General features: G+C 47.6%; 19 protein-coding genes. 16 read left to right on the plus strand and 3 right to left on the minus strand.

What is annotated here, in order from left to right; all coding sequences use genetic code 11:
* The first annotated feature begins 36 nt into the window (after window positions 1-36).
* The 16 genes from MTBPR1_RS08370 to MTBPR1_RS08445 all read left to right on the plus strand — a co-directional run bounded on the left by MTBPR1_RS08370 (window position 37) and on the right by MTBPR1_RS08445 (window position 15,719).
* Window positions 37-2,364, plus strand: coding sequence for a heavy metal translocating P-type ATPase metal-binding domain-containing protein (locus tag MTBPR1_RS08370; RefSeq protein ID WP_069188551.1), 2,328 nt, complete (start codon window positions 37-39; stop codon window positions 2,362-2,364).
* Entirely contained in the window at window positions 2,361-2,534 is a 174-nt protein-coding gene (gene ccoS / locus MTBPR1_RS08375; RefSeq protein WP_069188552.1) for a cbb3-type cytochrome oxidase assembly protein CcoS, read from the plus strand. The genes MTBPR1_RS08370 and ccoS overlap by 4 nt, the downstream gene beginning before the upstream one ends.
* Window positions 2,531-3,358: a 3-methyl-2-oxobutanoate hydroxymethyltransferase gene (panB, locus tag MTBPR1_RS08380; protein WP_069188553.1), complete on the plus strand. Its 828-nt coding sequence runs from the start codon at window positions 2,531-2,533 to the stop codon at window positions 3,356-3,358. Before ccoS ends, panB begins: the two co-directional genes overlap by 4 nt.
* Before the next feature lies 1 nt (window position 3,359).
* A complete protein-coding gene (gene panC / locus MTBPR1_RS08385; protein WP_069188554.1) occupies window positions 3,360-4,202 on the plus strand; it encodes a pantoate--beta-alanine ligase in 843 nt (280 codons plus the stop codon).
* A 257-nt stretch (window positions 4,203-4,459) separates the two neighbouring features.
* Window positions 4,460-4,750 (plus strand): hypothetical protein, encoded by a 291-nt coding sequence (locus MTBPR1_RS08390; RefSeq protein WP_069188555.1) that lies wholly within the window; start codon window positions 4,460-4,462, stop codon window positions 4,748-4,750.
* Window positions 4,751-4,772: 22 nt separating this feature from the next.
* Window positions 4,773-5,420 (plus strand): hypothetical protein, encoded by a 648-nt coding sequence (locus MTBPR1_RS08395; protein WP_069188556.1) that lies wholly within the window; start codon window positions 4,773-4,775, stop codon window positions 5,418-5,420.
* Between the two features lie 40 nt (window positions 5,421-5,460).
* Window positions 5,461-6,297, plus strand: a complete 837-nt coding sequence (dapF, locus tag MTBPR1_RS08400) for a diaminopimelate epimerase (RefSeq protein WP_069188557.1) — start codon at window positions 5,461-5,463, stop codon at window positions 6,295-6,297.
* A 7-nt stretch (window positions 6,298-6,304) separates the two neighbouring features.
* Window positions 6,305-7,558 (plus strand): tRNA (N(6)-L-threonylcarbamoyladenosine(37)-C(2))-methylthiotransferase MtaB, encoded by a 1,254-nt coding sequence (mtaB, locus tag MTBPR1_RS08405; RefSeq protein WP_069188558.1) that lies wholly within the window; start codon window positions 6,305-6,307, stop codon window positions 7,556-7,558.
* Entirely contained in the window at window positions 7,551-8,489 is a 939-nt protein-coding gene (gene ftsY, locus MTBPR1_RS08410) for a signal recognition particle-docking protein FtsY (protein ID WP_069188559.1), read from the plus strand. Before mtaB ends, ftsY begins: the two co-directional genes overlap by 8 nt.
* A 42-nt stretch (window positions 8,490-8,531) precedes the next feature.
* Entirely contained in the window at window positions 8,532-9,800 is a 1,269-nt protein-coding gene (locus MTBPR1_RS08415) for an MFS transporter (RefSeq protein ID WP_069188560.1), read from the plus strand.
* 12 nt (window positions 9,801-9,812) lie between these two features.
* On the plus strand, window positions 9,813-11,012 hold the full coding sequence (locus MTBPR1_RS08420; protein ID WP_069188561.1) for an aminotransferase class I/II-fold pyridoxal phosphate-dependent enzyme: 1,200 nt from the start codon (window positions 9,813-9,815) through the stop codon (window positions 11,010-11,012).
* Window positions 11,013-11,894, plus strand: a complete 882-nt coding sequence (locus MTBPR1_RS08425) for a DUF1848 domain-containing protein (protein WP_069188562.1) — start codon at window positions 11,013-11,015, stop codon at window positions 11,892-11,894. It abuts the gene before it with no gap.
* A gap of 151 nt (window positions 11,895-12,045) precedes the next feature.
* Window positions 12,046-12,411 carry a response regulator gene (locus MTBPR1_RS08430; RefSeq protein WP_069188563.1) on the plus strand — a complete coding sequence of 122 codons (366 nt, stop codon included), beginning with the start codon at window positions 12,046-12,048 and terminating at the stop codon, window positions 12,409-12,411.
* A 125-nt stretch (window positions 12,412-12,536) separates the two neighbouring features.
* The gene (locus tag MTBPR1_RS08435; RefSeq protein ID WP_069188564.1) at window positions 12,537-13,592 is read left to right on the plus strand and encodes a MaoC family dehydratase; all 1,056 of its coding nucleotides are present in this window, start codon (window positions 12,537-12,539) and stop codon (window positions 13,590-13,592) included.
* Window positions 13,593-13,834: 242 nt separating this feature from the next.
* Window positions 13,835-14,842 (plus strand): ParA family protein, encoded by a 1,008-nt coding sequence (locus MTBPR1_RS08440; RefSeq protein WP_069188565.1) that lies wholly within the window; start codon window positions 13,835-13,837, stop codon window positions 14,840-14,842.
* Between the two features lie 4 nt (window positions 14,843-14,846).
* The gene (locus MTBPR1_RS08445; RefSeq protein ID WP_069188566.1) at window positions 14,847-15,719 is read left to right on the plus strand and encodes a family 1 glycosylhydrolase; all 873 of its coding nucleotides are present in this window, start codon (window positions 14,847-14,849) and stop codon (window positions 15,717-15,719) included.
* Here MTBPR1_RS08445 and xth read toward each other — a convergent pair.
* The 3 genes from xth to MTBPR1_RS08460 all read right to left on the minus strand — a co-directional run bounded on the left by xth (window position 15,716) and on the right by MTBPR1_RS08460 (window position 18,249).
* A complete protein-coding gene (gene xth / locus MTBPR1_RS08450; RefSeq protein WP_069188567.1) occupies window positions 15,716-16,507 on the minus strand; it encodes an exodeoxyribonuclease III in 792 nt (263 codons plus the stop codon). The two genes, MTBPR1_RS08445 and xth, sit on opposite strands and share 4 nt — an antisense overlap.
* A 265-nt stretch (window positions 16,508-16,772) precedes the next feature.
* The gene (locus MTBPR1_RS08455) at window positions 16,773-17,390 is read right to left on the minus strand and encodes a LolA family protein (protein WP_069188568.1); all 618 of its coding nucleotides are present in this window, start codon (window positions 17,388-17,390) and stop codon (window positions 16,773-16,775) included.
* A 64-nt stretch (window positions 17,391-17,454) separates the two neighbouring features.
* On the minus strand, window positions 17,455-18,249 hold the full coding sequence (locus MTBPR1_RS08460; protein WP_240492873.1) for a formylglycine-generating enzyme family protein: 795 nt from the start codon (window positions 18,247-18,249) through the stop codon (window positions 17,455-17,457).
* Window positions 18,250-18,277: the final 28 nt, after the last annotated feature.

An 18,277-nucleotide genomic window follows, 5' to 3' on the forward strand; every position in this document is an offset into this window, starting at 1 on the left:
CGCGCATTATCGTGTGATAAGGATGAAGGACGAAAAATGACAGCCAGTTGCTTACATTGTGGTGATCCCATTCCAGCCCATTCAGACGGGGGTGAAGGATTCTGCTGTAAAGGCTGTCACGGGGCTTATGAACTCATCAATGGTCTGGGGCTCAAAACCTACTACGAGCGCCGGGTTATCGACCCTGAAGCCAAGGCATTGCGCCCTGAAGATGAAGGCGTCGTCATTGATTATCACGCCCATATTATTGAAGATGAGGGTGATGTAAAAACCCTTTACCTCATGGTGGAAGGAATCCATTGCGCCGCGTGTGTTTGGTTGATCGAAACCGCCCTTGGTCGCCAAGAAGGCGTGCGCCAAGCCCGGGTTAATATGTCCACACGCCGCCTTGTTCTTAAATGGCAAGGTGAGGAGATTGATCCCAACGCGCTTGTCGCCATGATCACGGGGCTGGGCTATCGTCTGGTGCCTTATGACCCCTGTCTTTTAAATTCAGAAAATGAAAAAGGCGAAAAAGAGCTTTTGCGCGCCATGGCAGTTGCCGGGTTTGCCGCAGCAAATGTGATGCTCTTTAGCGTGTCGATCTGGGCGGGCTATTCCCAAGGGATGATGGAAAGCACGCGCGATCTCATGCATTGGCTGTCTGCCCTTGTGGCCCTGCCGGCTGTGGCCTATGCGGGGAGACCATTTTTTCGCTCTGCCCTCACGGCCTTGCGCATTGGGCGGCTCAATATGGATGTGCCAATCTCACTTGCGGTCTTATTAGCAGCGGGTATGAGCCTGTTTCAGGTGATCAATGGGGCGGAACATGCCTATTTTGATTCTGCTATCAGTTTATTATTCTTCCTCCTCGTTGGGCGATATCTTGATCGTCGGGCACGCGGACGTGCGCGCGGCGCGGCAGAACATCTCCTTGGCTTAAATGCTGTGGCCGTCACGGTCTTAAATGAGGATGGAACAAAATCGCTTTTGCCGCCTGATCAGGTCAAAGACAAAATGATTGTCCTATGTGCTGCGGGTGAGCGTGTCGCAGTTGATGGCGAAGTGATTGATGGTCAGTCAGATATTGATACCAGCTTGATTTCAGGCGAGTCGGTACCTGTTATGGTAAAAACTGAAGATCAGGTTTTTGCAGGCACGACTAATTTATCAGCCCCACTTAAAATCCGCGTCAATGCCACAGGGGAAGGCACCCTATTGGCAGAGATCGTGCGCCTGATGGAAGAGGCTGAAGCCGGGCGGGCAAACTATGTAGCCTTGGCTGATCGTGTCGCGCGCTATTACGCCCCGGTTGTGCATATCTTATCTTTGGTGACCTTTGTTTACTGGTTCTTCCTTGGCGGGGTTGTCTGGAACGAGGCATTACTTAATGCCATTGCGGTTTTGATCATCACATGTCCGTGCGCTTTGGCCTTGGCGGTCCCTGTGGTGCAGGTCATTGCCTCAGGTCGCTTGATGCGCCAAGGTATTTTGGTCAAAACAGGCACCGCGCTTGAGCGTTTGGCCCGTGTGAAAAATGTCGTGTTTGATAAAACAGGGACATTGACTTTAGGGCGGGCGCAATTTGTAAATGCCGACAGTTTCAGCCAAGAAGAGCTGGAGCTTGCCGCCTCCCTTGCAGGGGCGAGCAAACATCCTTTATCGCGCGCTTTATGCCGTGCTGTGCCGCATATTGCCGTGCGCTCTGGGGTAAAAGAGGTTCCCGGTTGTGGGCTTGAGGCACAGGGCGTGCGTTTGGGCAGCCGCCAATGGTGTGGCAATCAAGAAGCTGCGCTTTGTGATGGGCCGGAGCTGTGGTTGGCTATAGAAGGGCAGGCTGCAAAATGTTTGAAATTCTCTGATCATTTGCGCGGTGATGCCAAAGAGGTGATCGAGCGCCTTAAAGGCCTTTCTTATGACGTGCATCTGCTTTCAGGTGATCGTCTTGAGCCCGCCCAAAAAGTAGCAGATGAGCTTAAGATTGAAAATTGGCAAGCCCAGTGCAGCCCATCTGATAAATGTGAGGCGCTTGAAAAAATGGAGGCACCTTTCATGGTGGGTGATGGGTTAAATGATGCGCCAGCCTTGGCTGCGGCCTCTGTCTCGCTTTCGCCGTCTTCTGCTATTGATGTGTCGCAAAATACGGCTGATGCGGTCTTTCAGGGCGAAAAGCTCCGGCCTGTGTTAGAAGTGCTTGGTGTGGCGCGAAAAGCAGATAAACTGGTGAAGCAGAATATTGGCTTGGCGTTTTTATATAACAGCATTACCGTACCCCTAGCGGTTGCGGGATATGTCACCCCCTTGATTGCAGCAGTTGCCATGTCTACCTCTTCTTTGGTAGTGATAGCGAATGCGTTACGCTTAAGCAGAGGAAAAGTATCTTGAAAAGCTTGTTATATCTCATTCCGGCCATGTTATTTTTAGGTGGTCTTGGGCTGGCTGGCTTTTTGTGGGCCTTGAAATCAGGACAATATGACGACATGGAAGGCAATGCATCGCGCATTTTGTTTGATGATGACGATAAACCTTTGCCGCCAGAGGAAAAAGAAAAATGAGTAAAGCAAGCAATACCAAGCGTATCTCTTTAACAGATTTGGTCGCACGCAAAGGTGCTGAACCCATCGTCTGTCTGACAGCTTACACAACCTCGATTTCACGCCTGATTGATGATCATGTGGATTTGATCTTGGTGGGCGATAGCTTGGGCATGGTGCTTTACGGTATGGACAGCACCCTTGGTGTCACCGTTGATATGATGATTGCCCATGGTAAAGGTGTGATGCGTGGCTCAGACAAGGCCTGTGTGATTGTGGATATGCCCTTCGGCTCCTACGAAGAATCCCCTGAAATGGCCTTTCGCAACTGTTCGCGCGTCATGGCAGAAACGCGCTGTTCTGGTGTAAAGCTTGAAGGCGGCGTTGAAATGGCTGAGACCATTAACTTCCTTGTAAAACGCGGCATTCCCGTTGTGGCCCATGTGGGGCTGACCCCGCAATCGGTTCATGCCTTTGGCGGTTTTAAATCTCAAGGGCGCACGGAAGATGCGGCTGAGCGTATTGTGGAAGATGCAAAAGCCGTTGCAGAGGCGGGCGCATCAGCTGTTGTGGTTGAAGGGGTTGTTGAACCGTTAGGTGTGCGCATCACTAAGGAAATTGATGTGCCAACCATTGGTATTGGGGCTTCGCCACAATGTGATGGGCAAATTTTGGTAACCGAAGATTTGATCGGCCTGTTTGCTGAATTTAAGCCGAAATTTGTGAAACGTTATGCCCAGATGGATGAAATGATCACAACGGCGGTTGAAGGATATAAAGAGGAAGTGCGTGCGCGTACTTTCCCCGCGCCAGAACATTGCTTTGGTTATAAAGGGGATAAATAACATGGCATTGGCGACAGTCCGCACGGTTGCAGAGTTACGCGCACAAGTCAGTGAGTGGCGCAAAAATGGTCTTAAGGTTGGTTTGGTGCCAACCATGGGCGCGCTGCATGAAGGTCATTTAGCCTTGGTGAAAACAGCGCTTGAGACTTGTGATCGTGTCATCGCGACGATTTTTGTCAATCCAAAGCAATTTGGCCCCAATGAAGATTTAGAGACTTATCCACGCACAGAAGCTGAAGATGCAGCCAAGCTGGCCTCAGTTGGCGGGCATTTGCTGTTTGCGCCAAATGTTGAAGAAATGTATGGCGCAGATGGTGGGGTCACCAAAGTCAGTGTGGCTGGCCTTGGTGATATTATTGAAGGTGAGTTTCGCCCCGGTTTTTTTGATGGGGTGGCAACCGTTGTAACCAAGCTGTTGTTGCAAGCCCTGCCCGATGAGGCTTTTTTTGGCGAAAAAGACTATCAGCAGCTCAATGTTATTAAGCGTTTTAGTGCGGATTTAAATATTCCGGTTGATATTAAAGGGGTGCCAACCGTGCGCGAAAGCGATGGTCTGGCCATGTCATCGCGCAATGCCTATTTGATCCGTGAAGAACGTGAAATTGCGCCTGTGCTTTATCGAACGATCTCAGAAGTGTCTGAGCGTTTTAAAGTAGGCGGCAAGGCTGAGGCCTTGTCAAAATGGGCAAGCCAGCAATTAATTGATGCAGGTTTTCATAAGGTGGATTACATCTTGATCCGCAAGGCAGATGATATCGCGCAAGAAGCGGTCAAGGGGGAGCCCATTAGGGTCCTTGCTGCGGCTTTTCTTGGAAAAGCACGCCTGATTGATAACGTTGGATAAAACGGTTTATTTGAACTGGGTGTAAAGGCAGGCCATACCGACCATAAACATCCCCATTAAACCAACTACTGCCCACGTCATGGCAACACCTTTGATTTAGAATAACTTAATATTAAGAAGATAACGTATATCTACGTAGTTCTTCAAGGTTGATAATGTTTCGTTTTATTTCGCCTTTTGTTTCAGAAATATTTTCTTAAGTTTTTCACCTTATAATGAAAGATAGAGAAATTATTTTTTGTTAAAGGTGGAAAACCATGTATGGCGATATCAAATTACAAATACTGAGCCTGTTTCCATTTAGCTATGATGCCAAGCTGATTATCATTGGTTTATTGGTCTGGTTAATATGCGGATTAATCTTCCGCTTGCCCATGACCCGTCTGGTTTGTGTGGCCCCGATTGTTTTGCTGGCTGTGGCTATTGAAATTGCAGATGTGATGTTTTTGGCTCAGGCCCCTATTCGGGCAGTGAGTGACTTTGCCTTTTTAGTGGTGCCTGTTTTGGTGGTTGTGTTCTTTCAACATCAAGGTTGGGCGCGTTCTTAAAAAATAATAATAAGGACAGCAGATGGTTTCCTATCTCGACATTGATAAAGAGTTGGAACCCTATGGGCTATGCTTGCGCGGCGGCTTTGTTGAGAATAGTACCTATCTGCTGGTCGGCAATGTCGGCTCAAAAATGTGGAAACAGTTCGGTCGTGAACATGAAGACTGGATTGAGCCAAATCCCATGGATAACTGGACCCGCAAATCCATGGATGCGTTGGCCCAGAAAATTGGCGCCACGGTCATTTATCCCTTTGATGGGCCGAATTATGCACCTTTTCAGTTTTGGGCAGAAAAAGCCGACTGTGTGTTTCCTTCTCCCATTGGTCCGTTGATCCATCCTAAATATGGCTTATGGCATGCGTATCGTGCGGTGTTTTTGTTTGATCAGGCGGTTGAGGATGTACCGGACATTCCTGATGAGGCCTCACCATGCGAGCGCTGTTTTACAAAGCCCTGTCTTTCAAGCTGTCCGGTTGAGGCTTTTTCACAAGATAAGCCGTTTAAGTTTCAAAAATGTATCGATTTTCTCAATAAAAACCTTGAAGGTTCCTGCATGAAATATGGCTGTCTGGCCCGCCAAGCCTGTCCGGTGGGTAAGCAATATGCCTATGAGCGCGAACATGCCTTTTTCCATCTGGAACGTTTCAGACGTTTAGCGCCTAAGTAACCTATGGACTTAAGGGTAAAAAAAGCCCATATAAGATTTTATGTTACCGTTTATTAAAATGCATGGGCTTGGCAATGATTTTGTTGTGCTGGATGCCCGCGAGACTCCGATTGAACTGAGCGTAACACAGGTGCAGGCGATGGCCGACCGACGCACAGGTGCAGGATGTGACCAATTTATCGTGATGGAACCGGCGAAAGATAAAAAGGCCGATGTGTTCATGCGTATTCGCAACGCCGATGGCAATGAGGTTGAGGCCTGTGGCAATGCCACACGCTGCATTGCGCGCATTATGATGGATGAAACAGGCAAGTCCGATGTGGTGGTGGAAACCGTTGTTGGCCTTCTTCATGCCACACAAGCCCATGAGGGTAGCGTGACGGTTAATATGGGTCCGGCCCGCCTAGGCTGGGAGGAAATCCCAACCGCAGCGCAATGCGATACCTTAAACATGCCTGTGACGGTAGGCCCGCTTGAATCCCCTGTTGGGGTGAATGTGGGAAACCCCCATGCGGTTTATTTTGTTGAAGATGCAGAAAGTATTGATCTGGTAGCTGCAGGCCCGCATGTGGAAACCCATCCGTTTTTTCCCGATCGCATTAATGTGGAAGTGGTCTCTAAAACAAAAGAGGGTGCCTTGCGCATGCGGGTATGGGAACGCGGTGTAGGGATTACCCAAGCTTGTGGCACAGGGGCATGTGCCACTGTGGTTGCAGCGGTTCGCCGTGGTGTGATTGAAGGACGCTGCGCTGATGTGGTGCTGGATGGCGGCACACTTAATATTGAATGGCTGGAAAATGGTGAGATTCTCATGACGGGTCCGGCAAGCCGTGCCTTTAGCGGGACGTTTCATTCATCGGTCTATCCGGGGGCATAGAAACAAGGTGTCTGAAGCCAAAGTTGTCACATTGGGATGCCGGCTCAATACCTATGAGTCTGAGGTTATGCGCAAAAACGCCGAGGAGGCCGGCCTTGATAATGCGGTGATCATCAACACTTGCGCGGTTACGGGTGAAGCCGTGCGCCAAGCGCGCCAGACCATTCGTAAAATGCGCAAAAAAGACCCCAATGCCAAAATCATTGTGACAGGTTGTGCCGCTCAAATCGATCCAGAAGCCTTTGCTGAAATGGATGAGGTTGATCGTGTCATTGGCAATAAGGAAAAGCTCGAAGTTGAAAGCTTTTTGCCAGAGCGCACAGAGCTGATTGAAGTCACCGATATTATGGAAGTGCGCGAAACGGCTCATCACCTCATTGATGGGTTTGATGGGCATACGCGCGCCTTTATTGAGGTGCAGCAAGGCTGTGATCACCGCTGTACTTTTTGCATTATTCCTTTTGGGCGCGGTCCTAATCGCTCTGTCCCTATTGGCGAAATTGTCGATCGGGTTAAAAATCTGGTGGAGCGTGGCTATCGTGAGGTGGTGCTTACGGGTGTGGATGTGACTTCATATGGGCCGGACCTGCCCGGTAAACCCAGCTTTGGTCAGATGGTGCGCCGTGTGCTGAGTAATGTGCCGCAATTACCGCGCTTGCGCCTAAGCTCGCTTGACCCCGCAGCCATTGATGAGGATTTGCTTGAGGTTATTTCAAATGAGCCGCGTTTGATGCCGCATTTTCATCTCAGCCTGCAATCTGGTGAGGATATGATTTTAAAACGCATGAAACGCCGCCATACGGTGTTAGATGCGATCTCACTGTGTGATGAGATCAAAAAACGTCGCCCTGATGCGGTATTTGGTGCAGATATCATTGCAGGTTTTCCCACTGAAGATGAGGCCATGTTTGCCACAACCATGGAAACCTTGGCGCGCTGTAACATCACCTTTGCCCATGTTTTTCCTTATTCATCGCGCGAAGGCACGCCCGCTGCGCGCATGCCGCAAGTCCCGGGTGATGTGCGAAAAGCGCGTGCTGCAAAAATCCGCGCGTTGGGCGAGGCGGCTTTAGATGAATTTATGGCAGAACGTGTTGGTAAAACTGTCTCTGTACTGGTAGAAAAAAACAACGCAGGCCATTGTGAACATTATTGTCCGGTTCAATTGACAGATGATGTGGATGCAGGCCAAATCGTTGCTGCAAAAATTGTGAAAATTCAAGATGGTAGTCTTATTGGGGAACGGGTTTTAAATGACTGAAACAGATCAAAAAGGTTGGATGTCGCGCCTCAAAGAAGGTTTAAGCAAATCTTCTGATAAATTGACAGGCGGTGTCTTCACCAAGAAAAAGCTGGATGAAGAGGCCTTAGAAGACCTTGAAGATACATTGATCATGTCTGATATGGGTCTGGAAAGTGCAGCCAAGATCGTTAAAGGCATTGCCAAGACCCGTTTTGGTAAAGACTTGAGCGATCAAGAACTTAAAGCCGCCATTGCCGAAGAGATTGAACCGATCTTGGAACCGGTAAATACGGAATGGGAAATCAACGTTCATCATAAACCCCATGTGGTGTTGGTCTGTGGAGTTAATGGGTCTGGTAAAACCACCTCCATTGGTAAAATCGCAGGTCTGTTTAAACAACAAGACTTAAAAGTCATGCTGGCTGCGGGCGATACGTTTCGCGCCGCCGCTGTTGAACAGCTCAAAGTCTGGGGGGAGCGCGCAGGCGTACCCGTGGTTGCCAAAGAAACAGGTGCTGATGCCCCAGCCTTGGCCTTTGATGCGGTGAAAGAAGCCCAAAAACAAGAAATCGATGTGTTGTTGATTGATACCGCAGGGCGTTTACAAAATAAATCCCACTTGATGGACGAGCTTGAAAAAATTGTTCGCGTCATCAAGAAAGTCGATGAAAGCGCGCCGCATGATACTATTTTGGTGTTAGATGCAGGCGTGGGTCAAAACGCCCATTCCCAAGTTGAACTATTTGATAAAGTCACCAATGTGACAGGTATTATCCTGACCAAACTGGATGGCACAGCCAAAGGCGGGATTGCGGTCTCCTTGGCTGAGAAATTCAATAAACCGATCTTTGCCATTGGTGTGGGCGAGGGGGCTGAAGACTTACAACCCTTTGATGCCAAAGACTATACCCGCGCTTTAGTGGGATTGAATGAAGAGGCTGGCGAGTAAGTACCAGTGGGGCGTTAAAAAAATAAGGACATGGAGTTTTAAATGGCTGGAAGTCGCCTTCAACAAACCTCATGGGCCTTGTTTGATTTTGCCAATTCTGCTTTTCCCACGGTCATTACCACCTTTGTGTTTGCGGCTTATTTCTCAAAAGGCATTGCCCCTGATGAGGTCACAGGCACGGCGCTTTGGGGCTATGCCACCAGTATTGCGGCCTTTTTTATTGCTCTATGTGCCCCTGTGTTTGGCGCGATTGCGGATCAAAGCGGGGCGCGCAAGCCGTGGATTTTTCTCTTTTCCTTTTTGTGTGTGAGTGGGTCGGCCCTTTTATGGTTTGCCACACCTGAGGAAAGCTCCATTGTTTTTGCCCTAACCTGTGTGGGGCTTGCGACATTTGGCTTTGAAATGGCCATGGTGTTTTACAATGCCATGTTGCCCGGCCTTGCCACACCGGGCAGGGAGGGGCTGCTTTCAGGCCTTTCGTGGGGGCTGGGCTATTTGGGGGGCTTACTCGCGCTGGCTCTTGTTTTGGTGCTGTTTGTACAAAATGAGACGCCTTTATTTGGCCTTGATAAGACGCTGGCAGAACATTTGCGCATTTCCGGCCCGTTTGTGGCGCTATGGTACAGTTTATTTGCCTGTGCCTTATTTTTGTTTGTACCGGATCGCCAAAACCGCACGCCTGTTACAAAAGCCGTTTCCAAAGGGCTGGCAACGTTAAAATCAACCCTTAAAGGCTGGCGGGATCATCCCGATATCTTTTTCTATTTGCTCACCCGTATGATTTATACGGATGGGCTTAATACGTTGTTTGCCTTTGGTGGGATTTATGCAGCCGGCACCTTTGATATGGCTTTTAGCGAGCTGATTATTTTTGGTATTGGCATTAATGTTACCGCAGGCCTTGGTGCGGCAGGTTTTGGCTGGTTAGATGATCGTTTAGGGCCAAAGCGGGTGATTATCATTGCATTGATCTCTATTTCCCTCATTGCAAGCGGGACACTTTTGGTCAGTGATAAAACCCATTTTTTAATTTTAGGGTTAAGCTTGGGGCTGTTTATGGGGCCTGCACAAGCTGCAAGCCGGACCTATATGGCCCATATCTCGCCTAAAGAAATCAGAACAGAGCTGTTTGGCCTTTATGCCCTATCAGGTAAAGCGACAGCATTTATCGGCCCGCTGCTGGTTGGCGTGATGACTGAGATTTTTGCCTCACAACGCGCAGGCATGGCGACAATTTTGATCTTTTTTGTGATCGGGCTTGCGTGCATGCGAAACTTGCCCGATATAAGAGGGCAACGAGACTCTATTTAAGGCCTGTTGATTATGGTGAATTCCTCTCTTTCCCTGCTTAGTGATTACCCTTTCCAGCGTTTGCGCGATCTTTTAGATCATCACGCCACACCTGAAGGCTTGCAACCACTTGCCATGTCGATTGGAGAGCCGCAACACCAACCGCCTAAATTGTTGCAAGAGGCCATGAATGACCATGCGACCTTGTGGAATAAATATCCCCCGATTGCCGGCACGCCTGAGTTGCGCACAGCCATTAAAGATTTTCTGGATCGTCGCTTTGCCTTGAAAGAGGATTTTTTAAGCACAGAAAACGTCCTGCCCGTATGTGGTACACGCGAAGCTTTGTTTTTAGTGGGCAATCTGTTGATTGAACGCGTGGCAAAGGGGGAAGAAAAGCCACTGGTGTTGGTACCAAATCCGTTTTACCAGGTTTATGTGGGCGCGGCTGTGATGAATGAAGCCACACCTGTTTACTTACCTGCAGGTCCTGAAAATGGCTTTATGCCGGACCTTGAAGCCGTCAGTGAGGAAATCTGGGCGAAAACCAGTTTGCTCTTTTTATGCTCACCGGGTAATCCGCAAGGCATGGTGGCTGATCTGGATTATTTGCGAAAAGCGCTGGAGCTTGCGCGCCACCATGATTTTATCTTGTTGATGGATGAATGTTATGCAGAGCTTTATGATAGAGATAAACCCCATGGGGCCTTGGGAATTGCCCAAGAAACCGGGTCTTTAAAGAATTTATTGGTGTTTCATTCTCTTTCTAAACGCTCAAACGCAGCGGGCTTGCGCTCTGGCTTTGTGGCGGGTGATCTTGATCTGATTAAATCTTTCATCGGGTTGCGCAATTATGGTGGGGCCTCCATGCCTTTGCCGTTACAAGCTGCCAGTGTTGCGCTTTGGAACGATGATGAGCATGTGGCTGAGAACCGCCGCCTTTATAAAATGAAGATTGATGCAGCAGAGCGCCATTTGGGCTCGCGTCTTGGTTTTTATCGCCCAGCAGGGGGGTTCTTCTTGTGGCTGGATGTGTCTGAGCGTTGGGAAAATGGGGAAGCCGCCGCCCTTGAGATTTGGCAAAAATGCGCAGTGCGTGTCATTCCAGGGGAATATCTTGCCAAGACAGATGAAACGGGGGAAAACCCGGGGACGCGCTATATCCGGCTTGCCCTTGTTCATGAACAAGCCATCATCGAAGAAGCCATGGGGCGCATTGCTGCGATCTTATAAATGATCATCAGCGCGTCCAGACGCACCGATATTCCCGCCTTTTATAGCAAATGGTTTATCAATCGTCTGCGTGCAGGCTTTGTGCAAACGCGCAATCCGTTTAATTATCATCAGGTAAAGAAGGTCTCGCTTTTACCACAAGACGTGGATTGCATCGTTTTTTGGACCCGCAATCCCGCGCCTTTGATGGATCATTTAGGTGAGCTGGATGATCTGAAAATACCCTATTATTTCCATTACACCATTACCGGATACCCCCGCGCGCTGGAGAGGAAAACCCCCAAGCTAGATCAAGCCATTGAGACCTTTCAGGCCTTATCTGAGCGCATTGGCCCAGAGCGCGTTATTTGGCGTTATGATCCTATTTTGTTGTCAAACTTGGTACAACCCCAAGACCATATGAAGGTCTTTGGTACAATTGCAGGAAAGCTTAAAGGCCATAGTCAACGTGCGGTTATCAGCATGGCAGACTTTTATACCAAAACAGAGCGTAATCTGGATAAAATTGAGGGCTTAAATTATGATAATTTAAGATTGCATAATAACCTATTGGAAGAATTTATTAATCAATTTAAAAATGAGGCTGATAGGAATGGATTGACCCTGTATTCCTGCGCGGAAGAAAGCGATTTAGAGTGTTTTGGGATCAGTGCAGGTCAATGTATTGATGAAGGGCTTATAAGTAGATTTACTGAGCTAAAGGTCAGATTTAAAAAAGATTCTGGGCAACGTAAAAATTGTGGCTGTGTGAAATCTGTTGATATCGGGGCCTATAATAGCTGCCTTCATGGCTGTGAATATTGCTATGCCACCTATAATCAGAATCGCGCCCTGACAAATGCAAAAAAGCATGACCCTGAAAGTCCATTTTTGATTGAATAAGTAGACTATAATCTTTTTACGGGGTGGTTATTTGCATCCACTAAACCATAAAGTGTTATTTAAAGTATTTATTTCTCTCAATCCCCCCTATTTGGGTGACGTAGGCACCCTTTAAAAAAGATAAAATTTTATTAAAATAAGGGAGGGTGTAATGGCAAAGATATTAGTCGCAGAAGATGTTGCAGAAATCAGGTTTGCTTATGAAACCATACTCAGTGCGGAGGGGCATGAGGTCACCACAGCAACTAATGGCAAAGAGGCCTCGGATTTTTTAAATCAATCAGATTTTGACTTGGTTTTAACTGATCTGCTGATGCCTGAGGGAGACGGTCTTTCAGTGGCGAGTTTTGCCCATAAATTGGAAAATCGTCCCAAGCTCTTGGTCATTACCGGAGGTGGGGATCGGATCTCTCCTTATGAAGCCTTGAAAATGGGTGAGTTTTTGTTTGATGTCTCTATGGTAAAGCCTGTGAATGCGCAGGATTTACTGCAAGCCGTGCGCAAAATGATCAATTGATTTTTGCTTGGCTTTAAGGAAATAAAATTTCAACATACCTCTATAGAAAACACCTTTTATTGCGCTGCAAAAGGTGTTAGAAAACGTCCAAATTCTGATTCTTTAAGATTTAAGGACGTCCAGTTATGACAAAAACAAATCCGGGTAACTTCTTTGAAGATTTCTCCCTTGGTCAAGAGCTTGTTCACGCCACACCGCGCACGGTAACCGAAGGCGATGTATCTTTATATACAGCGCTTTATGGTTTTCGCCATATGCCGCATTCGGCTGAACCTTATGCCATGGAACTGGGCTTTGAAGCCATGCCACTTGATGACATGCTCGCCTTCCATATGGTTTTTGGTAAAACAGTACCGGACGTCTCCTTAAACGCAGTGGCTAACCTTGGCTATGCAGCGGGTCGTTTTGGCGCACCTGTTTATCCCGGTGATACGGTGCGCACCACCTCAACCGTGATCGGTTTGAAAGAAAACTCCAACGGCAAAACAGGCGTTGTGTATGTCAATTCAGTGGGTGTGAACCAGAAAGATGAAGTCGTTCTGGATTATGTACGCTGGGTGATGGTGAAGAAGAAAAATCTTGATGCCCCAACACCAGAAGCCGTTATTCCTGAGCTGCCAAAAGTGGTGGATGTGGATGATCTGGTTATTGCTGAAGGTCTGGATTTCTCTAAATATGATTGTGAACTGGCTGGCTCTCCTCACCTGTGGGAAGACTATGAAGTGGGCGAGAAAATCGACCATATTGATGGCATGACCATTGAGGAAGCTGAACACCAGATGGCAACGCGCTTGTATCAAAACACAGCAAAAGTTCACTTTGATCAGTTTGCCGCAAAAGATAACCGCTTTGGCAAACGCCTGATTTATGGCGGTCACATTATCTCATTGGCACGCGGCCTGTCTTTCAACGGTTTGGGCAATGCCTTTAAAGTGGCTGCGATCAATGCTGGCGCACATGCCAACCCGACTTTCTCTGGCAATACAATCTTTGCATGGTCTGAAGTGTTGGATAAGCAGGAAATCAAAGGCCGCTCTGACATGGGCGCGCTTCGTCTGCGTCTGGTTGCGACAAAAGATCAGCCAACTGAGGGCTTCCCTTATAAAGGTGAAGACGGCAAATACAGCCCAGATGTTGTTCTTGATCTAGATTACTGGGTTTTGATGCCACGTCGCGGCTAATTATATCCAAAGAATTTGATTTAAAGCGCCTTTCTCGTTATCGCGGGAAAGGCGTTTTTTATTGGGCTTTGTGTCCCCTAAAATATCGCAAAGTAGAGTTTTATCTAATATAAAATTACCCTAATAAAACAAGTAATTATGAAACGAATTATAATCAATTAAGAAAAATTCGCATTTCTTACTTTGACTTCAGCGCCATAGACCTTACTCTAAATAGAAACAGGGATAAAAAGAGTAGATCAATGAGCGCTATAATCGCCGTGATGAACCATAAGGGCGGGGTGGGGAAAACCACAACGACCTTGAATATGGCCAGTGCATTTGCCGCTGGGGCGAAGTCTGTACTCATTATTGATATGGACCCGCAAAGCAATGCGGCCACAGGCTTGGGCCTTGATGCCAAATCCATTTCCAAAGGCAGCTATGAGCTTGTTTTGGGTGATGCCAAAATTCCAGATGTGGCCTTAGAGACCGATCTTCCCAATGTCTCGCTTATCCCCGCGACTTTCCAATTAGCGGCCTTAAGCAGTGTGTCACCGGATGAGGAAGACCCAGAATTTTGGTTGCGCGAAAGCTTGCAGGAAGATGCCACAGAATATGATTATATCCTGATTGATTGCCCGCCGTCTTTTGGCATTCTCAGTCTGAATGCGCTTGTAGCGGCCCAAAAGGTGATTGTGCCGGTGCAAAGTGAGAGTTTCGCCATTGCCGGATTGCAACAGATGGAAAAATCCATCAATGATATCCGCCTTGAGGCCGAGCATGATCTTGATTTTCGCATTCTCATGACCTTGAGTGACCAGAACCAGAAGCTCCATAAACTGGTTAATCAGGAAGTGCGCGCCCATTTTAAAGAACAGGTTTTTGAAACCTCCATTCCTGTTGAGCCTAAAATCGCAGAAAGTGCCTTTTTAGGGCGCCCTGTTGTGGTGCATTCCCCAAATGTGCGCGGGGCACAGTCTTATGTGCGTGCGTGTGCAGAATGTATGCAATGGATTGAAGGTGGGGAGCGTTTAAGCCATCAACAGGCAATCGTAAATGGTCTTAAACAGTGGCTCAATGATGATAGTATTACCGCTGCTAATGAACCTGTGCATTTAGACGATCAACCCATAGCGCCCTCCCATTCGCCTGCTCATCCCATCCATGTGGAGAGTGAGCCCAATTCCTTTAGAATCGGTATTCGCAATGGGGTGATCCTTGCGCTGGCCCTTACCGCAGGTATGGCCTTGGCCTTTTTGGGGATGTAATGCGATGCGTTTTGTCCTGCTTGTTTTTTTGTTTTTCAGTTGTTTATCAACTGCGCAGGCCAAAGAGAGCATTACTTGGTTTATCTGGGATTTACCCCCTGAGTTTGTGAAGGCAGGTAAATGGAAAAATCAGGGTTATGGCGATAAATTCCTGAAATATTTTATGACGCATTTACCGGACTATGATCATAAAATCCAACGGGTCAATATCCCGCGTTGGAGCAGTGAAGTCTTAAAGCCACAGCGCTGTTCAGCCCATTTATGGGGCGGTTTCTTTCCGGGGCAATTGGTTGAGTCTAAGCCTTATTCTTTTACTCCGCCCCATGTGCTTATTTTTCATAAACGCCATGCAAAGCGTATTGGAAGTCCGGGAAGTACAGTCTCCATCGGAGAGCTTTTAAAGCAGTCGGATTTAAAACTGATCATTCAGAAAATCAATTTTAATGAAGATGCCAAGCAAACCCGCTATCCCGTGCTTTTCCCATGGTTAAAACCCTATATGGGGCAGAAAAACCTCATTGAACTTTCCGGTGGGCGCAATGATGTGGATTTACGCCTGCTTAAAAGCGGGCGGGCCGATTACACGATCGGTTATCCCACCACCATCACCACCCAACAACGGGTTTTTGGCATCGAAAATGAGTATGTCAGCTACAACATTCGCGAACATTACCTGTTTAAAAAGGTCTATGTGGCTTGTAACAATAGTGACTTTGGCAAAGAGGTCATTGCGAAGGTCAATAAAATCCTGACCAAGGAAACTTTGCGCACTTTCCTTGGTTATCATGAGGAATGGAACGATAACGACCCTTATTTTCGCCAGACCTATACGGATTATTTTATCAACGATAAAGAGTTGCTGCGCGTGATTGACTAAAGGTCAAACTCCACTAACACTGGGGCATGGTCACTGGGTTTTTCAAGCCCGCGTAAATCAAGCAAAACTTCACAGGATTTCACACTGTCTTTTAGGGGCGGTGTCACCCAGACATGGTCTAAACGACGCCCTTTGTTTGAGGCACGCCAATCACGTGCGCGATAGCTCCACCATGTGAAACATTTTTCCTCAGGCAGGATATGCATGCGCATGGCATCGACCCAATTGCCAGAGGCCTGTAACTTATCAAGACGGTCAATTTCTGTTTGGGTATGGGTGATGATGTTTTTTAGCTTCTTATGGTCCCACACATCTGTTTCCAGCGGGGCAATGTTGAAATCACCCACCATGATGCGCTTTTTGCCATCATCAACGCGTCCTGCTGACCAAGCGGTCATTTCATCAAGGAACTGGAGTTTATGGGCAAATTTTGGGTTGGTTTCGGCATTGGGCTCATCCCCACCTGCGGGAATATAGAAATTATTAATCTCAATACCGCCTTCAAGCTCAATGCTGGTATGGCGTTTATCTTCACGGCCACACCACGACAGGGCTTGTGGGTTGCTAAAGGGGATTTTTGAGAGGATAGCAACACCATTGTAGCTTTTCTCACCGGAAAAATGCACATGGGGGAAACCAAAGGCTTGGAGATCAATTAAAGGAAATTGCTCATCACGGACCTTTGTTTCCTGAAAACAAATGACGTCGGGTGCATATTTTTCGACCAGTTCTTTCACATGATCCATACGAATACGAACGGAATTGATGTTCCACGTCACAATTTTCATTGGTTTTTCCTTTGGGTGGTGAATTTCTTATGCCGTCTTGTAGCAGAAAAGAAATGCGCCCGACTAGGGGGTGTCGGGCGCAAAAGGCTGTCTCTCATGGTTGAGAGTATCATCGGTGGCAGGGGAACCACCTTGTGAACGGCTGATAATCTAGGGTAGGACTGCCGTTCAGCTATTAAATGGGGATTGATTCCTCAAATTATTAATGCAATAAATGCAATGCAGGCATGTGTTTATTGCATAGTTTATAATAAGTTGAATCTATTTAGTTATTTCGTTGGTCATATTGTGGGTCAACAAAATCAAAATATTTCGAATCGATTTTACGGCCCATAATCGAATTCAGTAAAGAGACTTGCGTCATAATCCCTTGGGCATCAATCACGGACCATTTGCGCAGCTCTAAGGGGGCATCACTAAAGATCAAGGTGACAGAACCCATGCCCGGGTCCTCACGGTCCACCAAGGTCAGTTCAATCACACCACTAGCTTGGGAGAGATCAACAATCTCAACATCTTTATCAAAAGACAGTTCTTCTTGTAACAACACAGCTAAGGGCGTGGCATTAAGCGGGTAATAGGTAACTTGCTTGAACTCTTTATCATGATAGATAATGGTTCCACTGCGCACGATCAGTTCGGTTTGGCTTGGTGGATTATAGATCAGGCGCATTTGGCCCGGGCGCGCAAGATAGACTTTACCATCCGCATAAGCCCCGTTTGAGCTGATCTGGGCAAAATTACCTGTCAGCGTCTTCATCTCGTTTAAATAGGTGCGCAGCTTTTCAGCCAAGGCCTGCTTTTCAGCTGAAAGCGTACCTGCCTGTCCTTGTGGGGCAAAAAGGAGAAAAGCAAATAAAGTAAAGCTAACTAGGCGCAACATGGACAGGCTCTCTTGAAAGTATGATCTGGACTCAATTTAACCTGTTAGAGCTGTAACGCAACCTTTAACGCAGCTCGCGCAACACCCGAAAGGTGATGTTATAGCTAAAAACTTGCTCATGGTTTTTATACCGATAGGCAGAACGGGAGAGTTTAGGGAAATAATACCATGACCCGCCGCGCATTACTGGGGTTTGGCAATTGCCATCCATGCGCGGGCTTCCATCGGTTGGGGCCATGGCATGGTGGGGGGACCAGCAATCAGCCACCCATTCCCATGCATTGCCGTTCATATCATGAAAGCCCCATGGGTTTGGCTTAAACGACCCAACAGGGGCAGAACCAAGGCCGGACCATTTGGACCCACATTTTCGGCAATTGGCATTGTTTTTTCCGGGTTTGTCGCCCCACCAATAGGCGGTTGTTGTACCCGCGCGTGCGCCATATTCCCATTCTGCCTCACTGGGCAGGCGATAGGTTTTGCCTGTTTTTTTGGAAATCCACGAAAGGTAATCCCCAATATCTTTGTAGGTCACATTGATAATAGGATAGCGTCCTTTACCCCAGCCATGATCATCAGGTGCGGCCTTACAGCCTAGCTCTTGGGCGCAAGCTTCCCATTCATCAAAGGTAATTTCATACTTCCCAAGGGCAAAAGGGTAATCAATGCGCACTTCATGGGCAGGGCGCTCATATTTATAAGCGGTATCATCCCCCATGATAAAGCTGCCCGGAGCCAGCGTGATCATGCGCGGGCAAGCTTCACAGTCTTTAAATTCCTGCCCTGTTGCAAAGGCAGGTTCTGCCTGTGCAGACGATATATTGAGTAGGACTATTCCCAGAAAAAGGATAAATCGCAAACCATTCCCTCCAGTTCTTAAGAAATAC

Origin of the sequence: Candidatus Terasakiella magnetica, assembly GCF_900093605.1 — a bacterium.
Taxonomy (GTDB): domain Bacteria; phylum Pseudomonadota; class Alphaproteobacteria; order Rhodospirillales; family Terasakiellaceae; genus Terasakiella; species Terasakiella magnetica.

Excerpts from the sequence above, each read along its gene's own strand:
- ftsY (WP_069188559.1), top strand. The coding sequence starts at position 7,551 with ATGACTGAAACAGATCAAAAAGGTTGGATGTCGCGCCTCAAAGAAGGT.
- panB (WP_069188553.1), top strand. The coding sequence starts at position 2,531 with ATGAGTAAAGCAAGCAATACCAAGCGTATCTCTTTAACAGATTTGGTC.
- panC (WP_069188554.1), top strand. The coding sequence starts at position 3,360 with ATGGCATTGGCGACAGTCCGCACGGTTGCAGAGTTACGCGCACAAGTC.
- dapF (WP_069188557.1), top strand. The coding sequence starts at position 5,461 with ATGTTACCGTTTATTAAAATGCATGGGCTTGGCAATGATTTTGTTGTG.
- MTBPR1_RS08440 (WP_069188565.1), top strand. The coding sequence starts at position 13,835 with ATGAGCGCTATAATCGCCGTGATGAACCATAAGGGCGGGGTGGGGAAA.
- MTBPR1_RS08435 (WP_069188564.1), top strand. The coding sequence starts at position 12,537 with ATGACAAAAACAAATCCGGGTAACTTCTTTGAAGATTTCTCCCTTGGT.
- MTBPR1_RS08430 (WP_069188563.1), top strand. The coding sequence starts at position 12,046 with ATGGCAAAGATATTAGTCGCAGAAGATGTTGCAGAAATCAGGTTTGCT.
- xth (WP_069188567.1), bottom strand. The coding sequence starts at position 16,507 with ATGAAAATTGTGACGTGGAACATCAATTCCGTTCGTATTCGTATGGAT.
- MTBPR1_RS08445 (WP_069188566.1), top strand. The coding sequence starts at position 14,847 with ATGCGTTTTGTCCTGCTTGTTTTTTTGTTTTTCAGTTGTTTATCAACT.
- MTBPR1_RS08455 (WP_069188568.1), bottom strand. The coding sequence starts at position 17,390 with ATGTTGCGCCTAGTTAGCTTTACTTTATTTGCTTTTCTCCTTTTTGCC.
- MTBPR1_RS08420 (WP_069188561.1), top strand. The coding sequence starts at position 9,813 with ATGGTGAATTCCTCTCTTTCCCTGCTTAGTGATTACCCTTTCCAGCGT.
- MTBPR1_RS08415 (WP_069188560.1), top strand. The coding sequence starts at position 8,532 with ATGGCTGGAAGTCGCCTTCAACAAACCTCATGGGCCTTGTTTGATTTT.
- MTBPR1_RS08370 (WP_069188551.1), top strand. The coding sequence starts at position 37 with ATGACAGCCAGTTGCTTACATTGTGGTGATCCCATTCCAGCCCATTCA.
- MTBPR1_RS08425 (WP_069188562.1), top strand. The coding sequence starts at position 11,013 with ATGATCATCAGCGCGTCCAGACGCACCGATATTCCCGCCTTTTATAGC.
- MTBPR1_RS08390 (WP_069188555.1), top strand. The coding sequence starts at position 4,460 with ATGTATGGCGATATCAAATTACAAATACTGAGCCTGTTTCCATTTAGC.
- MTBPR1_RS08395 (WP_069188556.1), top strand. The coding sequence starts at position 4,773 with ATGGTTTCCTATCTCGACATTGATAAAGAGTTGGAACCCTATGGGCTA.